Origin of the sequence: Chryseobacterium paludis (assembly GCF_025403485.1) — a bacterium.
GTDB classification, from domain to species: domain Bacteria; phylum Bacteroidota; class Bacteroidia; order Flavobacteriales; family Weeksellaceae; genus Chryseobacterium; species Chryseobacterium paludis.
Genome location: NZ_CP099966.1, coordinates 3,398,279 through 3,421,170 on the forward strand (window position 1 = coordinate 3,398,279; position 22,892 = coordinate 3,421,170).

The 22,892-nt window shown below is 35.2% G+C and carries 20 protein-coding genes and 6 tRNA genes; 14 read left to right on the forward strand and 12 right to left on the reverse strand.

The features are described 5' to 3' along the window. Positions 1-207 precede the first annotated feature (207 nt). From NG806_RS15325 to NG806_RS15345, 5 genes are all read left to right on the forward strand, one after another. Positions 208-3,033 carry a TonB-dependent receptor gene (locus tag NG806_RS15325; RefSeq protein WP_261510467.1) on the forward strand — a complete coding sequence of 942 codons (2,826 nt, stop codon included), beginning with the start codon at positions 208-210 and terminating at the stop codon, positions 3,031-3,033. Between the two features lie 9 nt (positions 3,034-3,042). Next, entirely contained in the window at positions 3,043-4,344 is a 1,302-nt protein-coding gene (locus tag NG806_RS15330; RefSeq protein WP_261510468.1) for a DUF5690 family protein, read from the forward strand. Positions 4,345-4,356: 12 nt separating this feature from the next. Beyond that, entirely contained in the window at positions 4,357-5,511 is a 1,155-nt protein-coding gene (locus tag NG806_RS15335; RefSeq protein WP_261510469.1) for a TIGR03364 family FAD-dependent oxidoreductase, read from the forward strand. A gap of 4 nt (positions 5,512-5,515) precedes the next feature. Then, the gene (locus NG806_RS15340) at positions 5,516-6,187 is read left to right on the forward strand and encodes a phosphonatase-like hydrolase (RefSeq protein ID WP_214829683.1); all 672 of its coding nucleotides are present in this window, start codon (positions 5,516-5,518) and stop codon (positions 6,185-6,187) included. A 164-nt stretch (positions 6,188-6,351) separates the two neighbouring features. Then, positions 6,352-8,205, forward strand: a complete 1,854-nt coding sequence (locus NG806_RS15345) for an alkaline phosphatase family protein (protein WP_261510471.1) — start codon at positions 6,352-6,354, stop codon at positions 8,203-8,205. A gap of 105 nt (positions 8,206-8,310) precedes the next feature. Here the strand turns inward: NG806_RS15345 and NG806_RS15350 are convergent, their stop codons facing one another. From NG806_RS15350 to NG806_RS15365, 4 genes are all read right to left on the reverse strand, one after another. Further along, a complete protein-coding gene (locus NG806_RS15350) occupies positions 8,311-9,726 on the reverse strand; it encodes an aminotransferase-like domain-containing protein (RefSeq protein ID WP_261510472.1) in 1,416 nt (471 codons plus the stop codon). A gap of 43 nt (positions 9,727-9,769) precedes the next feature. Further along, positions 9,770-10,135 carry a hypothetical protein gene (locus tag NG806_RS15355; protein WP_261510473.1) on the reverse strand — a complete coding sequence of 122 codons (366 nt, stop codon included), beginning with the start codon at positions 10,133-10,135 and terminating at the stop codon, positions 9,770-9,772. A gap of 123 nt (positions 10,136-10,258) precedes the next feature. Further along, positions 10,259-10,960, reverse strand: coding sequence for a LytR/AlgR family response regulator transcription factor (locus NG806_RS15360; protein WP_261510475.1), 702 nt, complete (start codon positions 10,958-10,960; stop codon positions 10,259-10,261). After that, positions 10,953-12,158: a sensor histidine kinase gene (locus tag NG806_RS15365; protein ID WP_261510476.1), complete on the reverse strand. Its 1,206-nt coding sequence runs from the start codon at positions 12,156-12,158 to the stop codon at positions 10,953-10,955. Before NG806_RS15365 ends, NG806_RS15360 begins: the two co-directional genes overlap by 8 nt. Positions 12,159-12,199: 41 nt before the next feature. Between NG806_RS15365 and NG806_RS15370 the strand changes: the two genes are divergently transcribed. The 4 genes from NG806_RS15370 to NG806_RS15380 all read left to right on the forward strand — a co-directional run bounded on the left by NG806_RS15370 (position 12,200) and on the right by NG806_RS15380 (position 16,057). Next, the gene (locus tag NG806_RS15370; RefSeq protein ID WP_261510477.1) at positions 12,200-13,303 is read left to right on the forward strand and encodes an acyltransferase family protein; all 1,104 of its coding nucleotides are present in this window, start codon (positions 12,200-12,202) and stop codon (positions 13,301-13,303) included. Positions 13,304-13,449: 146 nt separating this feature from the next. Then, positions 13,450-13,530 (forward strand): bacteriocin-like protein, encoded by an 81-nt coding sequence (locus tag NG806_RS23105; protein WP_449243643.1) that lies wholly within the window; start codon positions 13,450-13,452, stop codon positions 13,528-13,530. A 578-nt stretch (positions 13,531-14,108) separates the two neighbouring features. Then, on the forward strand, positions 14,109-15,149 hold the full coding sequence (locus NG806_RS15375) for a glycosyltransferase family 9 protein (protein ID WP_214829698.1): 1,041 nt from the start codon (positions 14,109-14,111) through the stop codon (positions 15,147-15,149). 65 nt (positions 15,150-15,214) lie between these two features. Beyond that, entirely contained in the window at positions 15,215-16,057 is an 843-nt protein-coding gene (locus NG806_RS15380) for a lipopolysaccharide kinase InaA family protein (RefSeq protein WP_261510478.1), read from the forward strand. Positions 16,058-16,302: 245 nt separating this feature from the next. On the opposite strand, the gene NG806_RS15385 is transcribed toward NG806_RS15380, so the two are convergent. Next, positions 16,303-17,622 carry a hypothetical protein gene (locus tag NG806_RS15385; RefSeq protein WP_214829702.1) on the reverse strand — a complete coding sequence of 440 codons (1,320 nt, stop codon included), beginning with the start codon at positions 17,620-17,622 and terminating at the stop codon, positions 16,303-16,305. Between the two features lie 216 nt (positions 17,623-17,838). On the opposite strand from NG806_RS15385, the gene NG806_RS15390 reads away from it, so the two are divergent. After that, complete coding sequence (locus tag NG806_RS15390; protein WP_214829704.1) at positions 17,839-18,219, forward strand: helix-turn-helix domain-containing protein; 381 nt, start codon at positions 17,839-17,841, stop codon at positions 18,217-18,219. A 723-nt stretch (positions 18,220-18,942) separates the two neighbouring features. Here NG806_RS15390 and NG806_RS15395 read toward each other — a convergent pair. Next, positions 18,943-19,911 carry a GlxA family transcriptional regulator gene (locus NG806_RS15395; RefSeq protein WP_214829706.1) on the reverse strand — a complete coding sequence of 323 codons (969 nt, stop codon included), beginning with the start codon at positions 19,909-19,911 and terminating at the stop codon, positions 18,943-18,945. A 133-nt stretch (positions 19,912-20,044) separates the two neighbouring features. On the opposite strand from NG806_RS15395, the gene NG806_RS15400 reads away from it, so the two are divergent. The 4 genes from NG806_RS15400 to NG806_RS15415 all read left to right on the forward strand — a co-directional run bounded on the left by NG806_RS15400 (position 20,045) and on the right by NG806_RS15415 (position 21,837). Continuing rightward, complete coding sequence (locus tag NG806_RS15400; RefSeq protein ID WP_261510482.1) at positions 20,045-20,470, forward strand: SRPBCC family protein; 426 nt, start codon at positions 20,045-20,047, stop codon at positions 20,468-20,470. A gap of 13 nt (positions 20,471-20,483) precedes the next feature. Next, complete coding sequence (locus tag NG806_RS15405; protein WP_261510484.1) at positions 20,484-20,885, forward strand: DoxX family protein; 402 nt, start codon at positions 20,484-20,486, stop codon at positions 20,883-20,885. Between the two features lie 82 nt (positions 20,886-20,967). Then, on the forward strand, positions 20,968-21,417 hold the full coding sequence (locus NG806_RS15410; protein WP_261510486.1) for an SRPBCC family protein: 450 nt from the start codon (positions 20,968-20,970) through the stop codon (positions 21,415-21,417). A 9-nt stretch (positions 21,418-21,426) separates the two neighbouring features. Next, on the forward strand, positions 21,427-21,837 hold the full coding sequence (locus tag NG806_RS15415; protein WP_261510487.1) for a VOC family protein: 411 nt from the start codon (positions 21,427-21,429) through the stop codon (positions 21,835-21,837). Between the two features lie 258 nt (positions 21,838-22,095). On the opposite strand, the gene NG806_RS15420 is transcribed toward NG806_RS15415, so the two are convergent. The 6 genes from NG806_RS15420 to NG806_RS15445 form a co-directional block, all read right to left on the reverse strand. Beyond that, positions 22,096-22,179, reverse strand: a tRNA-Leu gene (locus tag NG806_RS15420). Positions 22,180-22,185: 6 nt separating this feature from the next. Continuing rightward, positions 22,186-22,261 (reverse strand) — tRNA-Gly (locus NG806_RS15425). An 8-nt stretch (positions 22,262-22,269) separates the two neighbouring features. Next, positions 22,270-22,351: transfer RNA gene (locus tag NG806_RS15430), tRNA-Leu, on the reverse strand. A 129-nt stretch (positions 22,352-22,480) separates the two neighbouring features. Next, a tRNA-Leu gene (locus NG806_RS15435) sits at positions 22,481-22,564 on the reverse strand. Between the two features lie 9 nt (positions 22,565-22,573). Continuing rightward, a tRNA-Gly gene (locus NG806_RS15440) sits at positions 22,574-22,646 on the reverse strand. A gap of 9 nt (positions 22,647-22,655) precedes the next feature. Continuing rightward, positions 22,656-22,737 (reverse strand) — tRNA-Leu (locus tag NG806_RS15445). Positions 22,738-22,892 lie beyond the last annotated feature (155 nt).

Genomic DNA, 22,892 nt, shown 5'->3' on the forward strand with positions numbered 1-22,892 from the left:
CGTCTCCTTTTTCATTTAAACTTACAAAAACCATGTAACATACTGTTTAAGGGTATTATTTAAACATTTATTAGATTTTCATAGAACTATTTTTTGTAAGAAATACTTAACAAATCGCCTCTATTTGTTAATCATTACTTAATATCAAATATTTACATATATTAAAATTATTAGCTTGTTTTGCATAAAAATTTAATATTTGTAAAAATGGAAACAAAATTAAAGAAATTACTACTCCTTATTTTTCTTTGTTTCATTGGTTGGGTTTCGGCTCAAAAAAAATCTGTTACGGGAATTGTATCAGATGAGAATCAACCTCTTCCCGGAGCATTAATAAAAATAAAAGGATTATCTAAAAATATAGTTACAGATCTCGATGGTAAATTCACGATCAATGATCTTCCGGCGGGTGAATATAATTTGCAGATTGGATATATCGGATATGAAAACAACGATATTACTGTAGCGGTAAAGCCTGAAGAGAATACGGATCTGGGTATTATCAGATTATCTCAAAAACATAAAAACATAGATGAAGTCGTTGTCACTGCTACGCTTAAAAACAGTGAAGCAAGAGCATTAAGTCTTCAAAAAAATGCAATCAACATTACAAATGTTATTGCTTCTGATGGTATAGGAAAATTACCGGACAGAAACGCTGCTGAAACAGTTCAGCGTGTTCAGGGTGTTTCAATTGAAAGGGATCAGGGAGAAGGAAGATTCGTATCAATCAGAGGACTTCCTCCTTTTTGGGCATCAACTACCATTAATGGAAACAGACTTCCAACAGCCGAAGAGGAAACAACCTCCAGAGCAACAGCTTTTGACTTCTTCCCTACTGAGCTTATTTCCTACGTTCATGTAAATAAATCTTTCACTCCTGATATGGAAGCCGATGGAATTGGTGGTGGTGTTAATTTTATTACAAAAACACCTCCAATGAAGCAGGAATTAAAAATTACAGTCGGAAGCGGCTATAATGCAAAGTCTGATAAAGGGGTTTATAACTTAGGCTTATTGTATGGTGGCAGAACAAAAGATAAAAAGTTTGGATACCTGTTTAATGTTGCTCACTTTACCAGAAACTGGTCCACAGATAATTTTGAAGCAAGAAGAAGTGGCGATGAAGGGGTTTTCAGATTAGAGCTCCGTGATTATAATGGGGTAAGAAAAACAACGGGAATCAATACCGCTTTCGAATATGTGCTATCTCCCAAAAGCACCCTATACTTAAAAGGAATGTATGGTACTTTGTCTGATGACGAAACGCACTATAAGCATAGAATAAGATTTGATAAATTCAGTTCTGCCAACAACACAGCAAGAGTTGAATTACAGAATATTCATAATCTTTTAATCACAGAACTAACTTCTGTTTCATTGGGTGGAGTTCATCAGTTAAACAAAGGAAAAATTGATTGGGATGTGTCCTATTATGATAATAGATTCAAGTATGGAAACATCCCTGATAAACAGAATAACTCTTATTATGTTATTAAATACACCCAATCTGGTGTAGGAATCGATCCTAATTATATTGGAGATCATGGAAATGGACCAAGAGCATATTGGAAAGCTGATGGTGGAAAATTAGATTATAAAGATCCTGATGCCCTATTTGGTTTCTACAGCGATCCCAATTTTAAAATGGATGCTTCTCAAATGAGATTTACTGATCTCGAATTCTATAAGGTCTTTGTTGATGAGAAAGATAAAATTGTAGCTGCATTCAATCATGAAATGAATGTTTCTGACCGACTGACCTTAAAGTATGGTTTTAAATACAGGGATAAAGAACGTACTGCAAAGTTTTCAGATATTTTCTATAACTGGAGCAACGGAACGGCACCTCTTTTATCAGAGTATGGTCAATACATCACAACACAGCCGAATGGTCCTAAATATTTAAGCGAAATGAATGCCCACATTGGGAACACTTTCGGACCTGTTTTATCAACAACGGGGATGGACCAGTTCTGGTTTCAGAATCAGGGAAATTTAAAAATAAACCCTGCAGATTCAGAATCTCTGGAATACAATAAAGCATTAGGAAGAAACTTTGATGTTTTTGAAAAACATGCGGATGCTTATGGGATGGGTACTTATAAAGTGAGTGATAAAATTACGGTTTTAGGAGGAATCAGATTATCAAATACCAATACGAAGGTAAGAGGTTTTAATGTAATCGACGACAAATTGGTTCCCACAGAAAACACTAAGAAATATCTTGCTGTATTACCGATGTTACATATCAAGTATACCTTAAATGACAAGACAAACCTTCGTTTTGCAGCGACAAGAACCTTCTCAAGACCTAATTTCGGGGATCTAACTCCTGGTGGAACTTATATTGAAGCAGACAATGAATTCAAAGGAGGGAACCCAAATCTGAATCCTACTTATTCTCTAAACCTTGACCTGATGGGAGAATATTACTTCTCTAATGTAGGGATTTTAAGTGGTGGAATTTTCTATAAGTCAATTACAGACCCCGTTTTCCAGGACTCTTTCATTGGAACTTACAATGGTAATCCTGGGGTACAGTTTACAGCACCCAATAATGGAAAAGCAGCTTCGTTGGGAGGTCTTGAATTGGGTATGAACAGAAGATTCGACTTTCTTCCTGGTTTCTTACAATATTTCGGAGCTCAGCTTAATGCTACTTTCATGACTTCAAAAATGGAGAAACCCAGTGGTAGAAAAGTTGCTCTTCCTTATCAGGCCAAAGAACTATACAACATACAGTTATTCTTCGAGAAAAAAGGATTCAATGCCAGATTAGCTTATAATTATAAAGGAAAATATGCTGTTGAGTATGCCGAAACAGATCTTAATGATTCTTATTATGGAAAATACAGCAGTTTGGATTTCGGAGGATCTTATCAGTTTACAAAATTTTTAATGCTATATGCAGATGTAAATAACATTCTGAATAAGCCATTGATCTATCATTTCGGAAAGAATGAAGATCGCCCAGAACAGGTTGAATATTACGGAGTAAGATTCAATTTAGGTATCAAGCTAAATTTTTAATCAATAAAAATGGCTGATACGATCAAAAAAAACACATTAGTAACACTGAAAGCAGCATTTTCTGCTTTTGGTGTTTACTTCTGCATGTATGGATTTAGAAAACCTTTCACTGTAGCATCTTTCGAAGGTCTTGCTTACTTTGGAGTGGATTATAAAGTACTGATCATCATTGCTCAGGTCGCAGGGTATTTCATCTCAAAATTTATCGGAATACGATTTATTTCAGAATTAAAACCCGAAAAAAGGATCTTCTATCTATTTACTTTTATTGCCATCGCAGAAATTGCATTACTGGGTTTTGCCCTCGTTCCGGCACCTTATAACATCATTTTTATGTTTATCAATGGATTTCCATTGGGACTGATTTGGGGAATTGTCTTTTCCTATATTGAAGGAAGAAAAACAACCGAGATCATAGGTTTATTTCTGTGCTCGAGTTTTGTCGTTTCTTCAGGGTTCACAAAATCCGTAGGAAAATTTATTATGGATACATTTGATATTTCAGAGTTCTGGATGCCTTTTACCGCTGGTCTGGTTTTTATTATTCCTTTGATCCTTTTTGGTGTTTTATTAAATAAAATTCCTAAACCTACTGAAGAGGACATTTTGTTAAAAAACAAAAGACAACCTCTTGATAAGGCAGCCAGAATAGGATTGATTCGTCAGTTTTTTATTCCAATGGTTTGTATTACTATTTTATACATTAGCTTAACCATCCTTCGGGACTTCAGGGATAATTTTAATCGTGAGATCTGGGATAGTTTAAGTCTCAAAACTGACAGCTCTATCTTTACCCTTACCGAAATTCCCATTGCCATTGTTGTTCTCCTGGTTTTAAGTCTGATGGTAAAAGTAAAGAACAACAAAAAAGCTTTCGCTTACTACCATTATATTCTTTTTGCAGCCATCGCAATAGTTGGTTTTTCAACATACTTTTTCCAGCATCATATGATATCTCCTTTTTTATGGATGATGTTCTCCGGACTTGGAATGTATTTGTGCTATGTTCCGTTCAATGGAATTTATTTTGACAGAATGATTGCGGCTTTTGATATCAAAGGCAATGTAGGTTTTCTAATTTATTTTGTAGATTCATTCGGATATCTGGGAAGTGTTTTAATCTTATTATATAAGAATTTTGGCTCTGCTCAGACATCGTGGCTGAACTTTTACATTCATCTTAATTATATTATTGTTATGATCGTTTTGATTTTTTCGGTCATTGCCTATTTAGCGTTCAAAAAAAAATCAAAGCCAAAATCAAATAACAATAATCAATACATCAATTTCGACACCTCGAAAATGATATAAAACTAAAATATAATGACAACAAAATTTGACTTAATTGTTGTGGGAGGTGGAATCCTAGGAACATTCCACGCTTATCATGCTTTAAAAAGAAACCTCAAAGTTGCTATTCTCGAAAAGAATTCGTTTCCACAAGGAGCAACCGTAAGGAATTTCGGACAAATTGTTCCTTCAGGAATGGATTTAAAATGGCAGAATTTCGGAAGAGAAAGTCTGGCAATATACAATGAATTACAGTCTCAGACAGATTTGACTATAAGAAAAAATGGATCTGTATATTTAGCATCTAACGACGAGGAGCTTCAGCTTATCAACGAGCTGTATGAAATCAATAAAAAAAATGATTACGAATCCGTTCTTTTATCCAAGAACGACTGCATCAAGAAATTCGATGGTCTGCGTTCTGATTACTGTAAGGGAGGGTTGTTTTTTCCACAAGAATTGTCTGTAGATTCAGCAGAAATGATCATAAAACTTCATACTCTTTTAAAAGAAAAATTAGATCTACAAATTTTCTATGATACAACTGTAATAGAAACTTATGAAGATGATCATCAATGTACTGCAATATCTTCCGAAGGTACCAAGTTTAACGCATCAAAGATAATTATCTGCAGTGGACACGAGTTTAAAACATTATATCCAAATATATTTAATGAAAGTGACTTAGTGGTTAGTAAACTACAAATGCTACAGACAAAACCTCAGGGCATCTATTCACTACAGGGAAATATACTGACAGGGTTATCTATAAGAAGATATGAGTCTTTTCAGGAATGCCCTTCTTACAGCCAAATAAAATCTTTAGAGGATGAAAATTCTTTTGAGAAAAAATATGGAGTCCACATTTTATTCAAGCAGGCTCTTGACGGTTCTATTATTTTAGGGGATTCTCATGAATATGCGAGTGCCAAAGATTCTGATTCCCTGGGGTATGATCTGAATATGGAAATCGATGAATTCATGATCAACGAAGCAAAAAAAATAATAGACCTTCCTACTTATGAGATCCAAAGAAGATGGTTTGGAATCTACTCCCAATGCAAAGACAAAGACATCCTTGAATATAACCCTTCACCAAACATTCATATTGTCACTGCAATCGGAGGAAAAGGAATGACCGCAAGTGGAGGTTATTCAAAATTTAACATAGAAAAAATTTATTCATAAAACAATGAAGAACATAGAATTATTGGTTCTGGATATGGCCGGAACAACGATTAATGAAGACAATGTAGTATATAAAACTTTAATGCACTCCGTAAATGATTATGGGTATGGAGTTTCCTTAGAAAAAGTACTTTCAAGCTGCGCCGGAAAGGAAAAGTTAGAAGCTATCACAAGTTTATTGCAGGAAATAGGAGGTAATGAAAATGAGGCTCTTGCTATTTTTGAAAATTTCTCAGAGCAGTTAAAAAGAGCTTATCAAGACCTGGATGTAAAACCTATTAATGGGGTCGAGGATTTCCTGCTGAAAATGAGAGCGAAAAATAAAAAAATAGTCCTTAATACAGGCTATTCTCAGGAGATCGCACAGCAGCTTCTGGATAAATTAGGCTGGAAAGAAAATGTATATTATGATGATCTTATTACGGCGAATGATGTTTCAGAAAGCCGACCAAGTCCTGAAATGATTCATCTTGCTATGAAAAAATTCAATATTGATGATCCGGAGAAAGTACTAAAGGCAGGGGATTCTGCTGTTGATATTGAAGAAGGAAAAAATGCGGGCTGTGGACTGACAATAGCTGTTCTTTCCGGTGCCCAAAAAAGAGGAGAACTCGAAAAATCCAATCCGGATTATATTTTCGATACCATATCTGAGGCTGAAGAAATTCTTTACTAATTCTTTCATCAAAATCTTATCTATTCAGCCTCAATTTCTTATTGTTTTTTTATCTTTTAATTAACTTTAAGTTTACACATGTTTACAAATAGTAAATTAATTTTACAAATAATAAAATATAATTACTATTTGTAAACTTTTTTATTTCTAAACCAATAATTTTTATGAAAACAAAACTATTCTCATTGGCAATCGTAGCGAGTTGCTTTTTAAGCGCTCAGACGAAAAAAGTTCTTTTTATCGGTATCGACGGATGCAGGGCAGATGTCATGATGTCATCCAATACGCCTAACATTAAGAGTCTGATCACAAAATCTATTTATTCATTGGATGGCCTTTGCGCTGCAACTACTTGGAGCGGAAACGGCTGGAGTACCATGCTTACTGGTGTTTGGCATACAAAACACAATGTTCAGGATAATAATTTCACCAATCCAAATTATATCAGTTATCCGGATTTCTTAACCCGTGCAGAAACTTACAATCCAAACTTAAAAACAATTTCATTGGCACATTGGGCTCCTATCAATGATATTATTGTTAAGGATGCAGATGTACAGACTAATTTCAGCACAGATTTAGCAGTGAAAAATGCCGCCGTTAATGCTTTACAAACAAATAACCCTGATATTTTATTTGTTGATTTTGATGATGTTGATCACGCAGGCCACTCGTATGGTTTTTCTTCAACTGTTCCCCAATATGTTTCGTCCATGCAAACAACAGACACTTATATTGGAGAAATTGTAAATGCCATGAAAAACAGAGCTACTTATAATAATGAAGACTGGTTGGTTGTTTTAACCACAGATCATGGTGCTGTAAGTGATGGTCATGGTGGCGGAAATCTTTCTGAAAGAAACATCTTTACCATCTATTCTAACCCTAACCTTACTCCTCAGCAAATAAGCAAGACCGAAATAAATTCGAATATTACGCACAACCAGCTTAACTTCCCTGCAGGAACGTATGCTAAACCGGCTAATCAAACACCTTTTAATTTTGGAGCAACGCAGGATTTTACTATTGAATTTTGGGTAAAACCTAATGCAAGCTTTTCAAGTGATCCTGTAATGATCAGTAATAAAAACTGGGCTAATGGAAAAAATAAAGGATTTGTTATTTCTGGATATTCAGGACAAACCTATAAAATAAATATCGGAGACGGCACAAACAGAATTGATCTTGTCGGTGGTAAAATGGAAACCAATAAATGGAAACACATTGCAGTAAGTTTCGACAGAGATGGTCTTGTAACTCTTTATGAAGATGGTGTTGTGGTAACATTTGCTAAAATGAATACCATTGGAAACATCGATTCGGGACTTCCCCTTACGATTAATCAGGATGGAACAAACACCTACGGACTTAATCTTGCAGCTTCTTATAAAGACATCAGAATCTGGAAATCTGCAATTCCAAACAACGTTTTAGTAAACTGGGCTACTCAGAACATCACTTCTTCCCACCCTTATTATTCTCAGTTACTAGCCAACTGGAAATGTGATGAAACGTCTGGTAATACATTAACCGATTCAAGCCCAAACAACAATAACTCGACGGTCACAGGAAGCCCAACCCGTAATCTGAACACCGCTAATAACTTCAAAATTTATAATTATCTATCAACAACCAGAGAAACAGACCACTTACCAACGGTATTAAACTGGTTATGTATTCCTGTTCAAAGTTCTTGGGGTATAGATGGTGTCAACAGGCTACCTGTTTGTGATCTTAATACATTATCTGTAGGAAATTCAGAAAAAGTATCAGAAGATTTTTCCATATATCCTAATCCTGCAGATCAGAAGGTGAATGTAAAGTTCAAATCTAATGAGAAAGAAGTTACATTTCAGATCATCGATACAAAAGGAACTGTTGTTTCATCTAAAAAAGTAAAATCATCAGATGGACAGTATGAAGAAACATTCGATATCAACACAATGCCAAGTGGTGTATATTTTATAAAACTCACAGAAGGTCAAAAATCTTTGTCAAAAACTTTTATTAAAAAGTAATCAGAGAATTTTCATCATATCATTAGTAGATTTAAATTGGATAGATATTAGAACGCGGATTACTCCAAGTTCTAATATCTTTTTTATTTTTAAATAACACCATATTTATATATTGTTTTTTACCATTTTCCCCAATTTCTCAAGATCACTTTCTACCCTGTCTGTCCATTCTAATGCATAATTCAATCGCATACAGTTTCTGTATTGGTCATATTGAGAAAACATTCTTCCGGGAGCAAAATTGATCTTCTGACTATAAGCTTCGTCAAATAAATCTTCCGTACATATTCTTTTGTCTAGCTCCAGCCATAACATAAAACCTCCTTTTGGTTCGGAAACTTTAGTATTGTCCGGAAAATAAGCCGTAACTGCTTTTTGAATCTGAAGGTAATTAGCATAGAGTTTATTTCTGAATGTCCTCAAGTGATGATCATAACGGCCATGTTCCAGAAAATCTGTAATCACATCAGAATATAATGATGGACTGCATACCGTCTGAACAAGCTTCTGGCGGATAATCCGATCTTTAAACTGACCCGGAGCCACCCACCCAACCCGATAACCGGGAGCCATGGTCTTCGAAACTGAACCCAACCACATCACCAATCCTGCCTCATCATAAAACTTACATGGCTTGGGACGTTCTGCTCCGAAATATAGATTCCCATAGATATCATCTTCGATCAAAGGAACATTATAGTGCGTGATTAATCTCACCAGCTCCCTCTTGTTTTCATCAGGCATTTGAAACCCCATCGGGTTATTAAAGTTCGTCACAAAACAACATGCTGATAATTTTGGCAATACTTTTTTTAAAGCATCAAGATCTACTCCATATACCGGATGAGTGGGAATTTCAACCGCTTTTAGTCCCAATAACTGGATGGCCTGTAAAATTCCAAAATAAGCAGGGCTTTCCACGGCAACCAGATCACCAGGCTTGGTTACGGCCATCAGACTATTATAAATAGCATTCATTGCCCCAGAGGTTATCACCAGATCATCTTCCGTAATTTTCCCTTCCATAACCAATGACCATTTTGCCAGTTCCCGACGAAGGCTCTGTTTTCCCTGTACCGGTTCATAATCCGTTCCGCTGTCATTTCTGCTCTTTACAACATTAATGATCGATTTTTTCATCTTGGCCAAAGGAAGAAAGTTCTTGCCGGGAATTGCCAGAGCAAACTGAGTAAAATCTTTCTCTGAAATAGTTCCAAACACCTTATCAATAAGATCTTCCTTTGTTCCTTCAGCTTCAAAGCTTTTTATTTTGGCAACAGATGGCAACGCCAGTTTTCGTTGTGAAGTATGGCTTACAAAATAGCCAAATTTAGGCTTCGATTCAATAAGAGAATGACTCTCAAGCTCCATATAAGCCAGCTTTATGGTATTCAGGCTAACATTATATAGCTTCTGAGCACTTCGGAGTGAAGGTAGTTTATCTCCAAACTGTAATGTCTCAGTTTGGATTTGCTCCATCATTATTTTTGCTATTTTAAGGTATAAAACTTCTTTGGCCATAGGATGATCGTTTTAAATATAAAGTAAACAGAAAATATCTTTGTTAAACATTGATCCAATTAACAATACTGTTGATTGTACTTTTCAATTGTTGTGGGTTTTTATAATTTTCTGAAGGGTTTCTTTTAAAGTAGTCTTCAACAAAGAATTCAAAAGCTTCTTTTTCTTCCTTATTTAAATCCCCAACTTCATGTATGATAAAATCAGGTTTCCCAAACCTGTTTACCACAAGACATGCAAAAGCAATAATAGCATTTGCTTTCTTTGCCACAAGAAAGGGAAGTCCAAAACTCTCATTAACGATTTTTGAATTTTGCTTTTGAAGAAAAATATTCTTTAAAAGTACCATATCAGAAATATAAACTTCTTGATATTGGAGATTGTGTGGGTACTGAATACGCGTTTCCATAGTGCTTGCTTTATAATAAACAAAATTATAAAGCCTATACGAAAGGACACAGATACAGAACTTAGTATTATCGTGGATACAGCAATATTATTTTGAAAAAGAAATACAAATTCTGATTAAATTTTAATTGATCCTCTTCTTTGAAAAATGAATGATAAAGTCATCAAACTCCCTTTTATAGCTTCTTCCCACAGGAATTGAAGACTTCTCCAATAAAACCTCATCATTATTAAAAGCGGTGACATACCGGGAATTGATCAAAAAAGACCGATGCACTCTTATAAATCCCTTCTCTGAAAGCACATCATTCAGCTCTGAAATTTTATTTTTAGCGACAATATGCAAACTTCCTTTTAATACCACTTTCACATCATTACCATTGCCTTCAAAGTAAATGATCTCATTCAGCAGAATTTTCCTTTGTAAACCTTCAGACTTTAGGAGTATAAACTCCTCAGCTGTTTTCTCTGTTGAAACATTTCGAAGTACACGATCCACAGATTTAAAAAATCGTTCAAAAGTGATTGGCTTTAAAATATAATCTACCGCCTCAAGCTCGAATCCTTCAATAGCAAATTCGCGATAAGCCGTTGTAAAAATAGTTTTAGGTTTTTTATTAAGAGATTTTAAAAAGTCTATCCCATTCAAATCAGGCATCTGGATATCCAGAAACATCAAATCTATTGACTTTTCCTGTAAGAGCTGATACGCTTCAATAGCACTTTTAGCCGTCCCTAAAAGTTTCAACGTTTCAATCTTTGAAATGTGACTTTCCAAAAGCTGTATGGCTAAAGGTTCATCATCCACTATGATACAGTTAATCATTTTGCGCAGGTATCGTTATTTTTATGGTAAACCAGTTATTTTCTTTTAAGGTACTCAACTCAAACCGATTGTCAAAATACAGTCGAAGCTGCTCCTTGATATTTTTCAAACCAAGTCCTTCTTTCTCAGCTTCTACAGCGTCCGGGCACGTATTTTCAACTTTTAAAACTGAGTGATTCCGATTGGTCTCTACCCAGATATTAATTTCTGCTTTTCCTGATATTTTCCCGGCTCCATGTTTAAATGCATTTTCCACTAAAGAAAGAAACAGCAAAGGAGGAATGGTATTTGAGCTTTCCAGTTTCTCGAATTTACGGACTTTTAATCTTTCATCGTATCGTAATTTCTCGAGTTCTATATAGTCATCTATAATTAAAAGCTCATCAGAAATAAGGACTGTTTTCCTTTGTCCCTTGTATAAAATATAATCCAGAATGTCGGAAAGGCGATTGATCGATTCAGAGGTCCGTTCAGAATTAGCAACAGAAAGTGCGTAGATATTATTTAGTGTATTGAATAAAAAGTGTGGGTTTAATTGAGATTTTAATACTTTTAGCTCAAGTTCTGCCTTTTCTTTCAAAAGTTGGGTTGTATTTTCTTTTTCATTTCTATACCGTATCATAAACATCGTAGCGACAAAAATAAAACTTCCTGCTACGATAGAAAATACATAATAAAATAAAAGATAATTCAGGTCAGTTACGATATCCACTAAGCTATCTTTGGGATAATTCATAAAAACAGGTTCTACTGCGTACACAATAAAAATTCTATTAATAACCGAAATAATATAGATGCTTATAACCAGGTAAGTTGAAAATAGAAAATATTTTTTGCTGTTGAAAAACCGGGCAATCAGCACATAATAGATAAAATTGGCACCTGCAATTTGAAAAATCCAATGGCTAATATCATAAATAAGGTTTTCATTGAAATGGGCGTAATCATAATGACCATAATCTTTGGCCATTCCAAACAAAAATAATCCTATCCAAAAAATAACCTGGAAACCAATATTCTGCTGTATTCTCTTCTTTTTCGTAGTCTTCACAATATCCAAAAATATAAAATCCAGATCGATGAAAATACATTTAGTTTTTAATAAAGTAAAATTGCTGGTGAATAACGATATTTTACATTCAGACAGCAAAAGAGGCTTTCTACCATTAAATACATTCATTCTGACACAATCGCTCAAATAAGCGCCTTCTTTTAGAAAAATTTGCAAAAAAAACAATAATGGATACACCATCTGAGCGATTTTATGGACTCGATCACTTAAGAGCTACTGCGATTCTGTTGGTCTTATTTTATCATTACCGGGCATTTACCCATCCTGAATGGGTAGATATTTATGGAAGATTTGGATGGACAGGTGTGGATCTATTCTTTGTGTTAAGCGGATTCCTGATCTCTAATCAGCTCTTCAAAGAAATAAAAATTCATCAGAAGATCGATCTCAGATCATTTTTTGTCAATAGATTCTTCAGGATTATTCCGCCCTATCTCTTCACCGTTTTGCTGTATTTCAGTTTCCCTTTTTTTAGAGAAAGGGAAAGCTTATCTCCGCTTTGGAAATTTCTCACCTTTATCCAAAACTATGGTCTTGATGTGATCAACCAGGGAACTTTTTCTCATGCCTGGTCTTTGTGTATTGAAGAACAATTTTACCTTTTGCTTCCCTTTTCATTGTTATTATTTTTAAAAACAAAAACGTTTAAATATTTAAAAATTTTTATCGCTTCAGTTCTCATTTTCAGTATACTTATCCGATTTATTACATGGCACGGGTTTATAGTTCCTCATATCAATACCGAAAACTTTTGGAAAGAATGGTATATGAATATCTATTATCCTACTTATACCCGTTTGGATAGCTTAGCTATAGGAGTTCTGATTGGTTATTTATTTCAGTTCTCTTTAAAATTTAAAGTCCTGATCAACACCTATGGAAATCCTCTTTTTATTGCTGGTGTTCTCCTTCTGGGATTTTCTTTTTGGTTCTGTGATGAACAAGCTTCAAAAAACGCCTCTGTTTTTGGATTTACCTCAGTTGCCATAAGCTATGGACTGATCGTTATGTCTGCTATTTCCCATTCTTCCTTTATTTCTAAATCGGGATTATTTATTACCAATCAGCTCGCCAGTCTTTCTTATGCAATCTATCTTTCCCATAAAGGTGTTATTCATATGGTACAGGAAGGATTAAAATCTTTAAACATCGCTATTCCCGATAATATAGTGCTTTTGATCTGTTTGTCAGCGTGTATCATTGGGGCATTATTTTACAGATATGCTATTGAAAAACCTTCGGAAAAACTAAAAAGAATTGTAAATCGCTGATACAGACCTATTAAATAAACCATCAACCAACACTTATCTTTAAAATACCTACATCTATATAGAAATAAATCCATTTATTAGCTTGTCCTGGCCTGGTATTAAGTATACTGGTAATTTTAGGATAATAATTTTAAATACAACAACCTATGAAAAATTTTAAGAAGCTTAGCAGACAAGAGCAAAAAGAAATTCTGGGACAAGGTGGAAGTGTTGGTGTAGGTCAATAGGTTGTCCAGCCATCCCATTTTGTAAAAGTGATGCAGACTGCGCTTCAGGCTCTTGCTGTTCCTATTCAGTATGGATGTGCTTTAAACCCAAACCAGAATTTCAATGCGCCACATCCACACCTCCAGAGGTGTCTTAAATTGAATTACTCATTATCATTCAATCTAAAATCTAATAACGCAAACAGGCTAATTAGTCCTGTTTTTATTTATATGAAAATATATTATTGTGAGTTTATCCCTAAATACATCCTTCATTAAAGTAGAATGTTGCTGAGGCAAAATTTTCTTTTTTATACTTCTTACATTCACTAAATACAAAATTCTTCCAGACATTCGTTTTATCATCCTCATTACCAAAAAGTTATTTATTCTCTAAGAGCAGGGAATATCCATTTTAAATAAGCCTAAACTAACATTTCCACTATAATATTTTACTTAAAATATTAAATTTTGTAAACACGATTAACTTTTTAAAAAAATATCAATCAAATGATTGTTTTGTATTAAATTTATACATCCAATTTTTTTTAAGAAGTTTTTAATCCATAAACCGAGATCCTGATGATCTCCTATTTGCTATGAAGATACCCAAACAACTCAATGTTATCAGGAGGAGGGTGATGCGGAGCCTTACAAAAAATATAGGGAAATCAAATTCCACTGTTAAGCAGGGCAAAGAGGTAACGATAAAAAAAATACTCATCTCCCGCCCCAATCATAGATTGGGAAATCTTTTGTTGCTTTCACCAATAGTTCAGGAAGTTATTGACACTTTTCCAAATGCCAAAATTGATCTATTTGTAAAAGGCAGTATTTCACCCATTATTTTTAAAAATTACGAAAATATTGATCGGATCATTCAACTTCCAAAGAAGCCGTTCAGTAATTTATTAAAATATATAAAAGGCTGGAGTCTGCTGCGCTGGACCAAATATGATCTGGTTATCAATACAAGCCACAGCTCATCTTCGGGAAAATTATCTACTCAGATGGCCAATGCTGAGTACAAGTTTTTTAATGAATGGAATGATGAACTCCATTTAAAATACCCGGACTATCCACATGCCGCAAAAAATGCAATCTACAATCTGCGGGCATTTCTTACCCAATTGGGATTTGAAGAAAATACAGGCAAAATCCCTTTTTTAAGTATAAAACTGGATAGAAATGAGATAGAAACCGGCAAAATAAAACTAAACGAAATCATCAACAATGACAAAAGGACCATTTGTCTTTTCACAAACGCTACCGGGGACAAGTGTTATTCGAAAGACTGGTGGGCTTCATTTCATGAAAATTTACAGTCTGCGTTTCCAGATTATAATATCATCGAACTCTTACCCGTGGAAAATATTTCCAGATTAGATTTTAAAATCCCGTCTTTCTACAGTACAGATATTCGGGAGATGGGTTCTTTCATTGCTAATACAAGTGTTTTTATCGCTGCAGATAATGGTGTAATGCATTTGTCCAGCGCTGTAGAAACCCCAACTGTAGGACTGTTTGCAGTAACTGATGAGAACGCATACAAACCTTACAATGACAAAAGTTTTTCTATTAATACAAACCACGTTAATGAACATCAAATAATGGACATGCTAAAAGCAGTTCTTAATTAAAGAATTGCATCGAATACTGAACTTGAAACCTACTGATCTTTACCACAATTACATTTATAATAAGTATGAATATTGTTCTTACACCCGATTATTCTCATTATAAGGATGAAATAATCCGTATCATAAAAAACTTCCATAACGAGGGTACTTTAATTGGTCCCGGAAGCAGAAATATTGTAAAATCATTTACAATCGACGGAAAGCAGCTGAATTTTAAATCATTTAAGCAGCATAACTTTATCAACAGGCATGTTTATAAGTATTACCGTAAGTCTAAAGCAAAACGATCTTTCGAATATGCCAATATGCTGATTGAGAAAAACTTCTACTCCCCACAGCCCATCGCCTACGTAGAATTTCATGATTGGCTGGGGCTAACAAACAGCTATTATATAAGCGAACAACTAGAAAACACCTGTACCTTAGAAAACGTTTTTTATTCCGAAAGACCTTTTGAGGATGTGAAAGAGATTATCAAAGCGTACACCCAGTTAGTTTTTCAATTGCATGAACAGGGAATTGAATTCATTGATAATTCTCCAGGAAATTTCTTAATAGAAAAGATCAACGATGCCTATCGTTTTTTTATGGTAGATCTTAACAGAATGAATTTTCATGCCGATTTTGAACTTCCAAAAAGGATTAAAAACTTTTCACGAATAGCCAATGATCCAAAGATTCTCAAAATCATCAGTACAGAATATTCGTTACTGGCAGGAATTTCCCCCGAATACTTTTTAAAACAAATCGTTAATGCCAGCAACAAGCTACGAACCAAGCGTAAGATAAAAAAAGTATTGAAGTTTTATAAATATTTCCTGAAAGTCATTCCAGTGTCTAGAAATTTAATACTCATTTCAATGATCAGCCTTTTAGAATCTGACTTACCTTTTCTTCTTTCGGTTTAAGTGGATAAGAATTATAATTTAAAATGATTGGGCAACAGATGAAGCTTTGAAGAAGGAGTTGGAGAAGTAATTGTTGCTTTTAGAATAATTGAAAATATAGAATCCTGCTTTTTTAAGTGGGGTTTTTTGTACTATTATTTAGAATCTAATATCAAATTTTAACTTTAAATTTCATCTCCTCTATTTATTTTTCCCTATTATTCTCACAAGTTTTTTTATAACATCGGAGAACATACCCTTATCACTTACTTGTTAAACGGATATTCATTGATCCAGTGAAAACCACGCTTGTTTAGCCGATAATCTTCCTTTTTCTTTCTTATTGTTTTTATTCTTACAGAGTCGCTCCCCATATTTCCTGTAAAAAAAATGATGCTGTCTTTTTGAACATTGTAATGCAGATTTGCGTATATATGGTCTCGTTCCGTTTTACGAATTGTAAGTGTTTTTTTTCGTGTATCTATAACGCCCAGAAATGCCTTAGTCTTATCATTGTTAAGAATTATACCTGTCCGGCCGGGGTAACTGATCAATAGTTTTTTCCAACCAACAGAATCGTTGCTGCAGGACGGTATTTCCCGATTGTTAATTATAAATTTCTCAACAGTATATGCGCCCTCCATTGGTACAGCTGGAGGTGTATAAGACAGCACTGACGAAGAAGTGAGTATAAAATAAGCCACGACAAGTCCCTTGAGGACAATAAGTGTAATACGCTTCCACCTTTTGTCGGATGTTCGTTTTTGAAAACGTAGTTGCGATGGCTGATGCAAAACAAAAAAGCGATACAGCGCAATGGCATCACCGCTTACAATAAATACACAAAACAAAACAATATGGCTGGAAAATATTTTTACGGGGACATCATAAAAAAAATTCAGCAGCGCTACATTGATCATCACCGTCATGGAAAAAAGAGCGCCAAAAGTTTTTGTTCGCCTGAAAAGAAGTAAAAGTCCACCAATAGATTCCAGCAGTCCGGAAACAAATGTATATCCTTTGGAAGCCCCCATCATAGCCCATATTATTCCCATGGGCGACATATCGCCAACTTTTTCTTCCAGCCTCCCAATCGAGTTGGCAGGAAACTGACCGTTGTGCAGTTTCGCAAAACCATACGAAAGCATGATCATAGCAACATAATAACGTGCTACTACTACCGTAAACCAATGAAGATCTTTAAATGTACGCTGCTTTTTATCTGTAAAAAGTATAATGAGCGCCGCCACTGCAGCTAAGCCCATACTGACGAAAACTACCCAATAATCCAATGTTGTATCCCCACTGCCAGTCATCATAATATATTCCACCTGCTGCTGCTGAAAAACATTTTTACACAACCACAACACTCCGCTTTTATATATTCCCGCTAAAGGCGAAAACTGTGAGGTGAGGATAAAAAGATACACATAAGAAATAACATACAAATGCAGGAAACGTAATACAGCATTGGGCTTTCTTTGATTGGGAAAATTGGTAGATCTTGTATCCATATTAACAATCGTTTTGTGAGATTTATTTTTATCTAATATTAACTTGTTCGGGGTTTTGCAATGGTGAGGCAAACGAAGAACAAGTCCAAATTTATACATTTTTATTATTCGTTTGTAAAGTTATATCTGACTTGCCTTTTCTTCTTTCGATTTAAGCAGATGAAAAATTATAATTAAAAACAGATAACCAACGGAAAAACTTTTTATGAACCTTTGAAAAACTAAAATCACCAGAATAACAACAACAATTTTCTTTATATTTGTAGAAAGCACATTTAAGAGGTCACTATGGAAAAGCTAAAAAGTCTAAGAAAGCAGAGAGGATATACTCAGGAATACATGTCACAAATTCTGGCGACGGATGTTTCAAACTATTGCAGAAAAGAAAGCGGCGATGTAAAGATATTTGATGATGAATGGGAGAAGTTGGCTAAAGCTTTGAATGTTCCAGTGGAAGATATTAAAGAAGAAAGAACTAATGGCGTTGTTCAAAACAATGACAACTTAACTTTTAATGATAGTAGTTCTTTTCAGCAAACAGGTAATACAAATCAATATTATAATATTCCGGACTATATGCTGGAAAATCATAAGGAATATATTGATATGTTGAAGGAACAGAATGAAGCTTTGAAAAAGGAATTGGAGAAGTTTAAATCTGGGAAGTAATTTTGTTCTTAGAATAATTGAAAATATATGTCCTGCTTTTTTAAGTGGGATTTTTTGTAGGACATAATTTTAAAAACCCAAAATAAAACTTTGAATTATCTTTTGTAATTCAAAGTTTAATAGAAACACCTCTAAAAGATTGAATTGTAAATCAACTCATAACAAAAAAAGCTCTACTAATAGTAGAGCTTTATATTAAAAAATTTATTTTAAATTTTTTTCGAAAAAAGAACTGTTCAGACTTTGAAACTATCTAGGTCAATATCCATATTGACAACAATATTATTTATTGTTTCACTAATAGGATCATAGTTTATAATCCTATATGTAGTTGAATTATTGAAAAAGGAATATTTCAGGAATATTTAAAGGTCTTTAATCTAGCAATTTAGCTGGCACGTATTTTATTACAGCAGGCATAGATCTCATTAACATTGTAAAAGATGCCTTCTTCGATAAATGACCTTGTAATTGTTTTTGATATTGATGCTTTAAGGTTGTTCCTTCTCCAGCCGCCATCCAATCCATTATTAGATCTATAATTAAATCATATTTTTTATTTGGGGAAAATAGCATTTGCCCCGGTTATTTTCCGTGAGCTGCAAGATGGCGGCATCAGCTAAACAATGGTTTGTCTATGCTAACAGCAGACATAAAAATGCTATAAATTTCTCATATCTATATCTTTGCCGGATTATTATACACCGAACTTGCTGTTATAACTTAATAAACTTTGGCAAACTTATTTCGGTATTCAATAGGCGTAAGTCCTGTTATTTTTCTGAAAATATCACGAAAAGCTTTCGTATCCGTATAGCCTACATCATACATTACTTCCGAAACATTTTTCCGTGATGCTTCAAAAAACTTTTTAGCAGCTTCTATCCGTACCCGCTGCATGTATTCTACAGGAGTATTGTTTGTAGCATCTTTAAACCTTCTTTCAAAGGTACGGCGTCCTGTACCGGCATATGCCGCAAGATTTTCAACATTTATTTTCTCTTCATAGTGTTCCTCTATAAAATCCTGAACCTTCTTAATCTGTTCATCGGTATGGCTTCTCTGACCACGGAAAATCGCAAACTGCGACTGGTTATCTCTGCTTATATCTAATGCAAAATATTTTGAAATCATAATAGCTGTTTCCCTGTCCGAATATTTTTCTACAAGGTATAGTATCAGGTTCCATAAGCTGCTGGCTCCGCCACTGCTGTAAATATTATCATGCTCTGTTATAATAGCGCCGTCTTCTACTTCTACCTGCGGATACCTGTTTTTAAACTCATTGATATAGGCCCAATGGGTGGAACATTTACTGCCGTCAAGAAGACCTGTTTCTGCAAGAAGAAAGGCTCCGACACATAAACTGGCAAGGCTTGTTCCTCCGAAATAAAGCTTCCTGAAATAAGGAATTGCGTCTGCATTGGCTGCTATACCTTCATCCATAGTCCCAAAGGTAGGAGGAATAATAAGCAGATCCGTATGGGTAACGTTCTGAAGTAGCCTGTTGGTCTTTATCGTATATTCCCCACTATTAGCCGGAACATATTCGTTTAATCCTACATATTCCACTTTAAAGATGGGCTTTTTCCCAAACACGGAAAGAAACTCATTGGCCGTATGAAAAGTCCTGAATGCCGGGGTTATGGCTTCTATCGTACCATATTGAGGAACAAAAACTGATATCTGCATAGCTTTTATTTTGTTGTAAAGATACTTATATTTTTTGTCGCAATCCACCCCTTAAGTTGTCGTTTTTGCAACAGCCCTATTTTTATTATCTATGCGACCTTTGTCATAACAATAACAACAAAAAATTAAAACAATGAAAGAACAAGTAAAAATTAAGGTACAAGCTGAAGTTAATGCTCCTGTGGAAAAAGTATGGAAAATGTGGAATTCACCGGAAGATATTATGAACTGGAATTCGGCAGACCCAAGCTGGCATTGTCCGAGTAGTAATAACGATCTTAGAGTAGGAGGTACATTTACAAACAGAATGGAAGCCAGGGATGGAAGTTTCGGTTTCGATTTCTCCGGCACCTATGATAAGGTGGACCCAAACAGGGAAATAACTTATACCATGTCTGATGGAAGAACAGCTTCTACCATCTTCAATGAACAGGACGGAAAAACGTTGGTAACCACAAGCTTTGATCCTGAAACAGAGAATGACCCTGAATTTCAGAAACAAGGCTGGCAGGCTATTCTAAATAGTTTTGTAAAATATGCAGAATCATCTAATAATTAGTAAATCAGAAAACATGAAAAAGAATAGAATAATTTTCTGGGCAGCTACCATTGTACTGTCCTTATGGGAAGGCGTTATGCCTGCTGCAACATTATTGTTTGCACCGGAATATGTAAATGCAGGAACAAAAGCGCTGGGGTATCCCGACTATTTTGCTTACGCATTAATTATCAGTAAAATATTAGGAATTGTAGCAATATCTCTTAATAAGATACCGGCTACAATAAAAGAATGGGCTTATGCAGGCCTGGCATTTAACCTAATATTTGCATTTATAAGCCACGCATGTGTTGATGGGAATCCGGCATATATGCTTATGCCTCTTATATTTCTGGCTTTGCTGGCAGTTTCTTATCGCTTCCGGAAATGGAATGTCCGAAAAGAAAACGTATCGGCTTCCGGAGTTGCTGCCTAGGATGAAATATCTGCAGCACAATAAGGTTTCGGATAATGATAAAAAAAACTGAAATATATTCAAACATCTAAAATCAAACAAAATGACAAATAACAGCGTTTCATTACACAGAATAATCCAGGCTGCTCCAGAAAAAGTTTTTCGCGCATTTGCCGATGTGACAGCTTATGCCTCCTGGATTCCGCCTTATGGATTTATATGCACTGTACAGCAGGCAGATTTTAAAGAAGGCGGAAAGTTTAAAATGACTTTCATCAATTTCAGTACTGGTAATGGGCATTCCTTTGGTGGTACTTATGCTGAGATCAGAGAAGGGCAGTTCCTTAAATATATTGAGCAGTTTGATAATCCTGTTTTACAGGGAGAAATGACAACTACAGTCTCATTCGGTAAAGTATCGTGCGGAACAGAAATCAGAATTGAACAAACTGGTATTCCGGAACAGATACCTGCAGAAATGTGCTATCTGGGCTGGCAGGAATCTCTTGATAAATTAAAAAGGCTTGTTGAACCCGAAATTCCGGATGCTTAATGTAACTACATGCTTAAACAACAATATAAATCTGCAAAATTCGGAATATTCATAACGCTGGCAGGAAATTGTAAAGAAGCATTTACTTTTTACCAATCATGCTTTGGAGGCGAACTTTTTTTTGAAATATTGGAAATACCTCTAAATCAATACCCCAATAAACCGGTGATTAGTGGTTCTCTAATTTCTGAACGCATCGTTCTTTATGGTTCCGACCTGATTCATGATGAAGGATATCAAATCGGCAATCACCTTGCTATTTATTTTCCTTGCCACAATTCATCCGAACGATTTAGGCTCATCATACAGCTCGGCGGGAATATAGAAGATTCTTCTCTGGAGTTGAAAAAGCAAAGGCTCATCGAAATAACCGATATTTTTGGGGTTCGGTGGATATTGGGATTGGTTCACGAAAAGTAAAAAAAGACTTAAGGATAAAAACTATCAAAATTAAATTTTTGATAGTTTTATTTATAAATAGGATTTACATCTCCTGTATTTCACTTTTCTTTATCCTGTTGTAAAGGTTCGTCGGACTGGGGTTATAGCATTCTGTTATAAATTTTTGGCAGACCCATTTCGGTTTGAAGCCAAAGAAGCCATTAAATTAAGAACAATAGAATTAACAAAACCCCTAAAACCAAAAAATCCTCTGCAACAAAGTTACAGAGGATCTTGTACCCCAGACGGGACTTGAACCCGTACGTCCTTACGGACACAGGATTTTAAGTCCTGCGTGTCTACCAGTTCCACCACCAGGGCATGGAGTGGAGCGAAAAACGGGATTCGAACCCGCGACCCCAACCTTGGCAAGGTTGTGCTCTACCAGCTGAGCTATTTTCGCAAACGTAGTGCGGATGAAGGGACTCGAACCCCCACGCCTCACGGCACCAGATCCTAAGTCTGGCGTGGCTACCAATTACACCACATCCGCTGGTTTTGTTGATCTCTATTAATAGAGATAACCGACTTTCTTATCACAAATATAAGAAATCAATTTTAAAAAATAATCATCTTAAAAAACAAAAAAAATCCTCCGTAACTAAGTTACAGAGGATTTTAGTACCCCGGGCGGGACTTGAACCCGCACGTTCTTACGAACACAGGATTTTAAGTCCTGCGTGTCTACCAGTTCCACCACCAGGGCATGAAGTAGAGCGAAAAACGGGACTCGAACCCGCGACCCCAACCTTGGCAAGGTTGTGCTCTACCAGCTGAGCTATTTTCGCAAAACGTAGTGCGGATGAAGGGACTCGAACCCCCACGCCTCACGGCACCAGATCCTAAGTCTGGCGTGGCTACCAATTACACCACATCCGCATTGTTTTGTTAAGATATATTTTAAAGATCTTCTCTCGTTTTTGTGAGTGCAAATATAGGGCAATTTTCTTTAATTGCAAGAGTTTTCAAAAAAAAATTAAAATTTCGGCATTTTTTTTTCCTGACCCCAAATATTACATTTCATTTTCTTACTT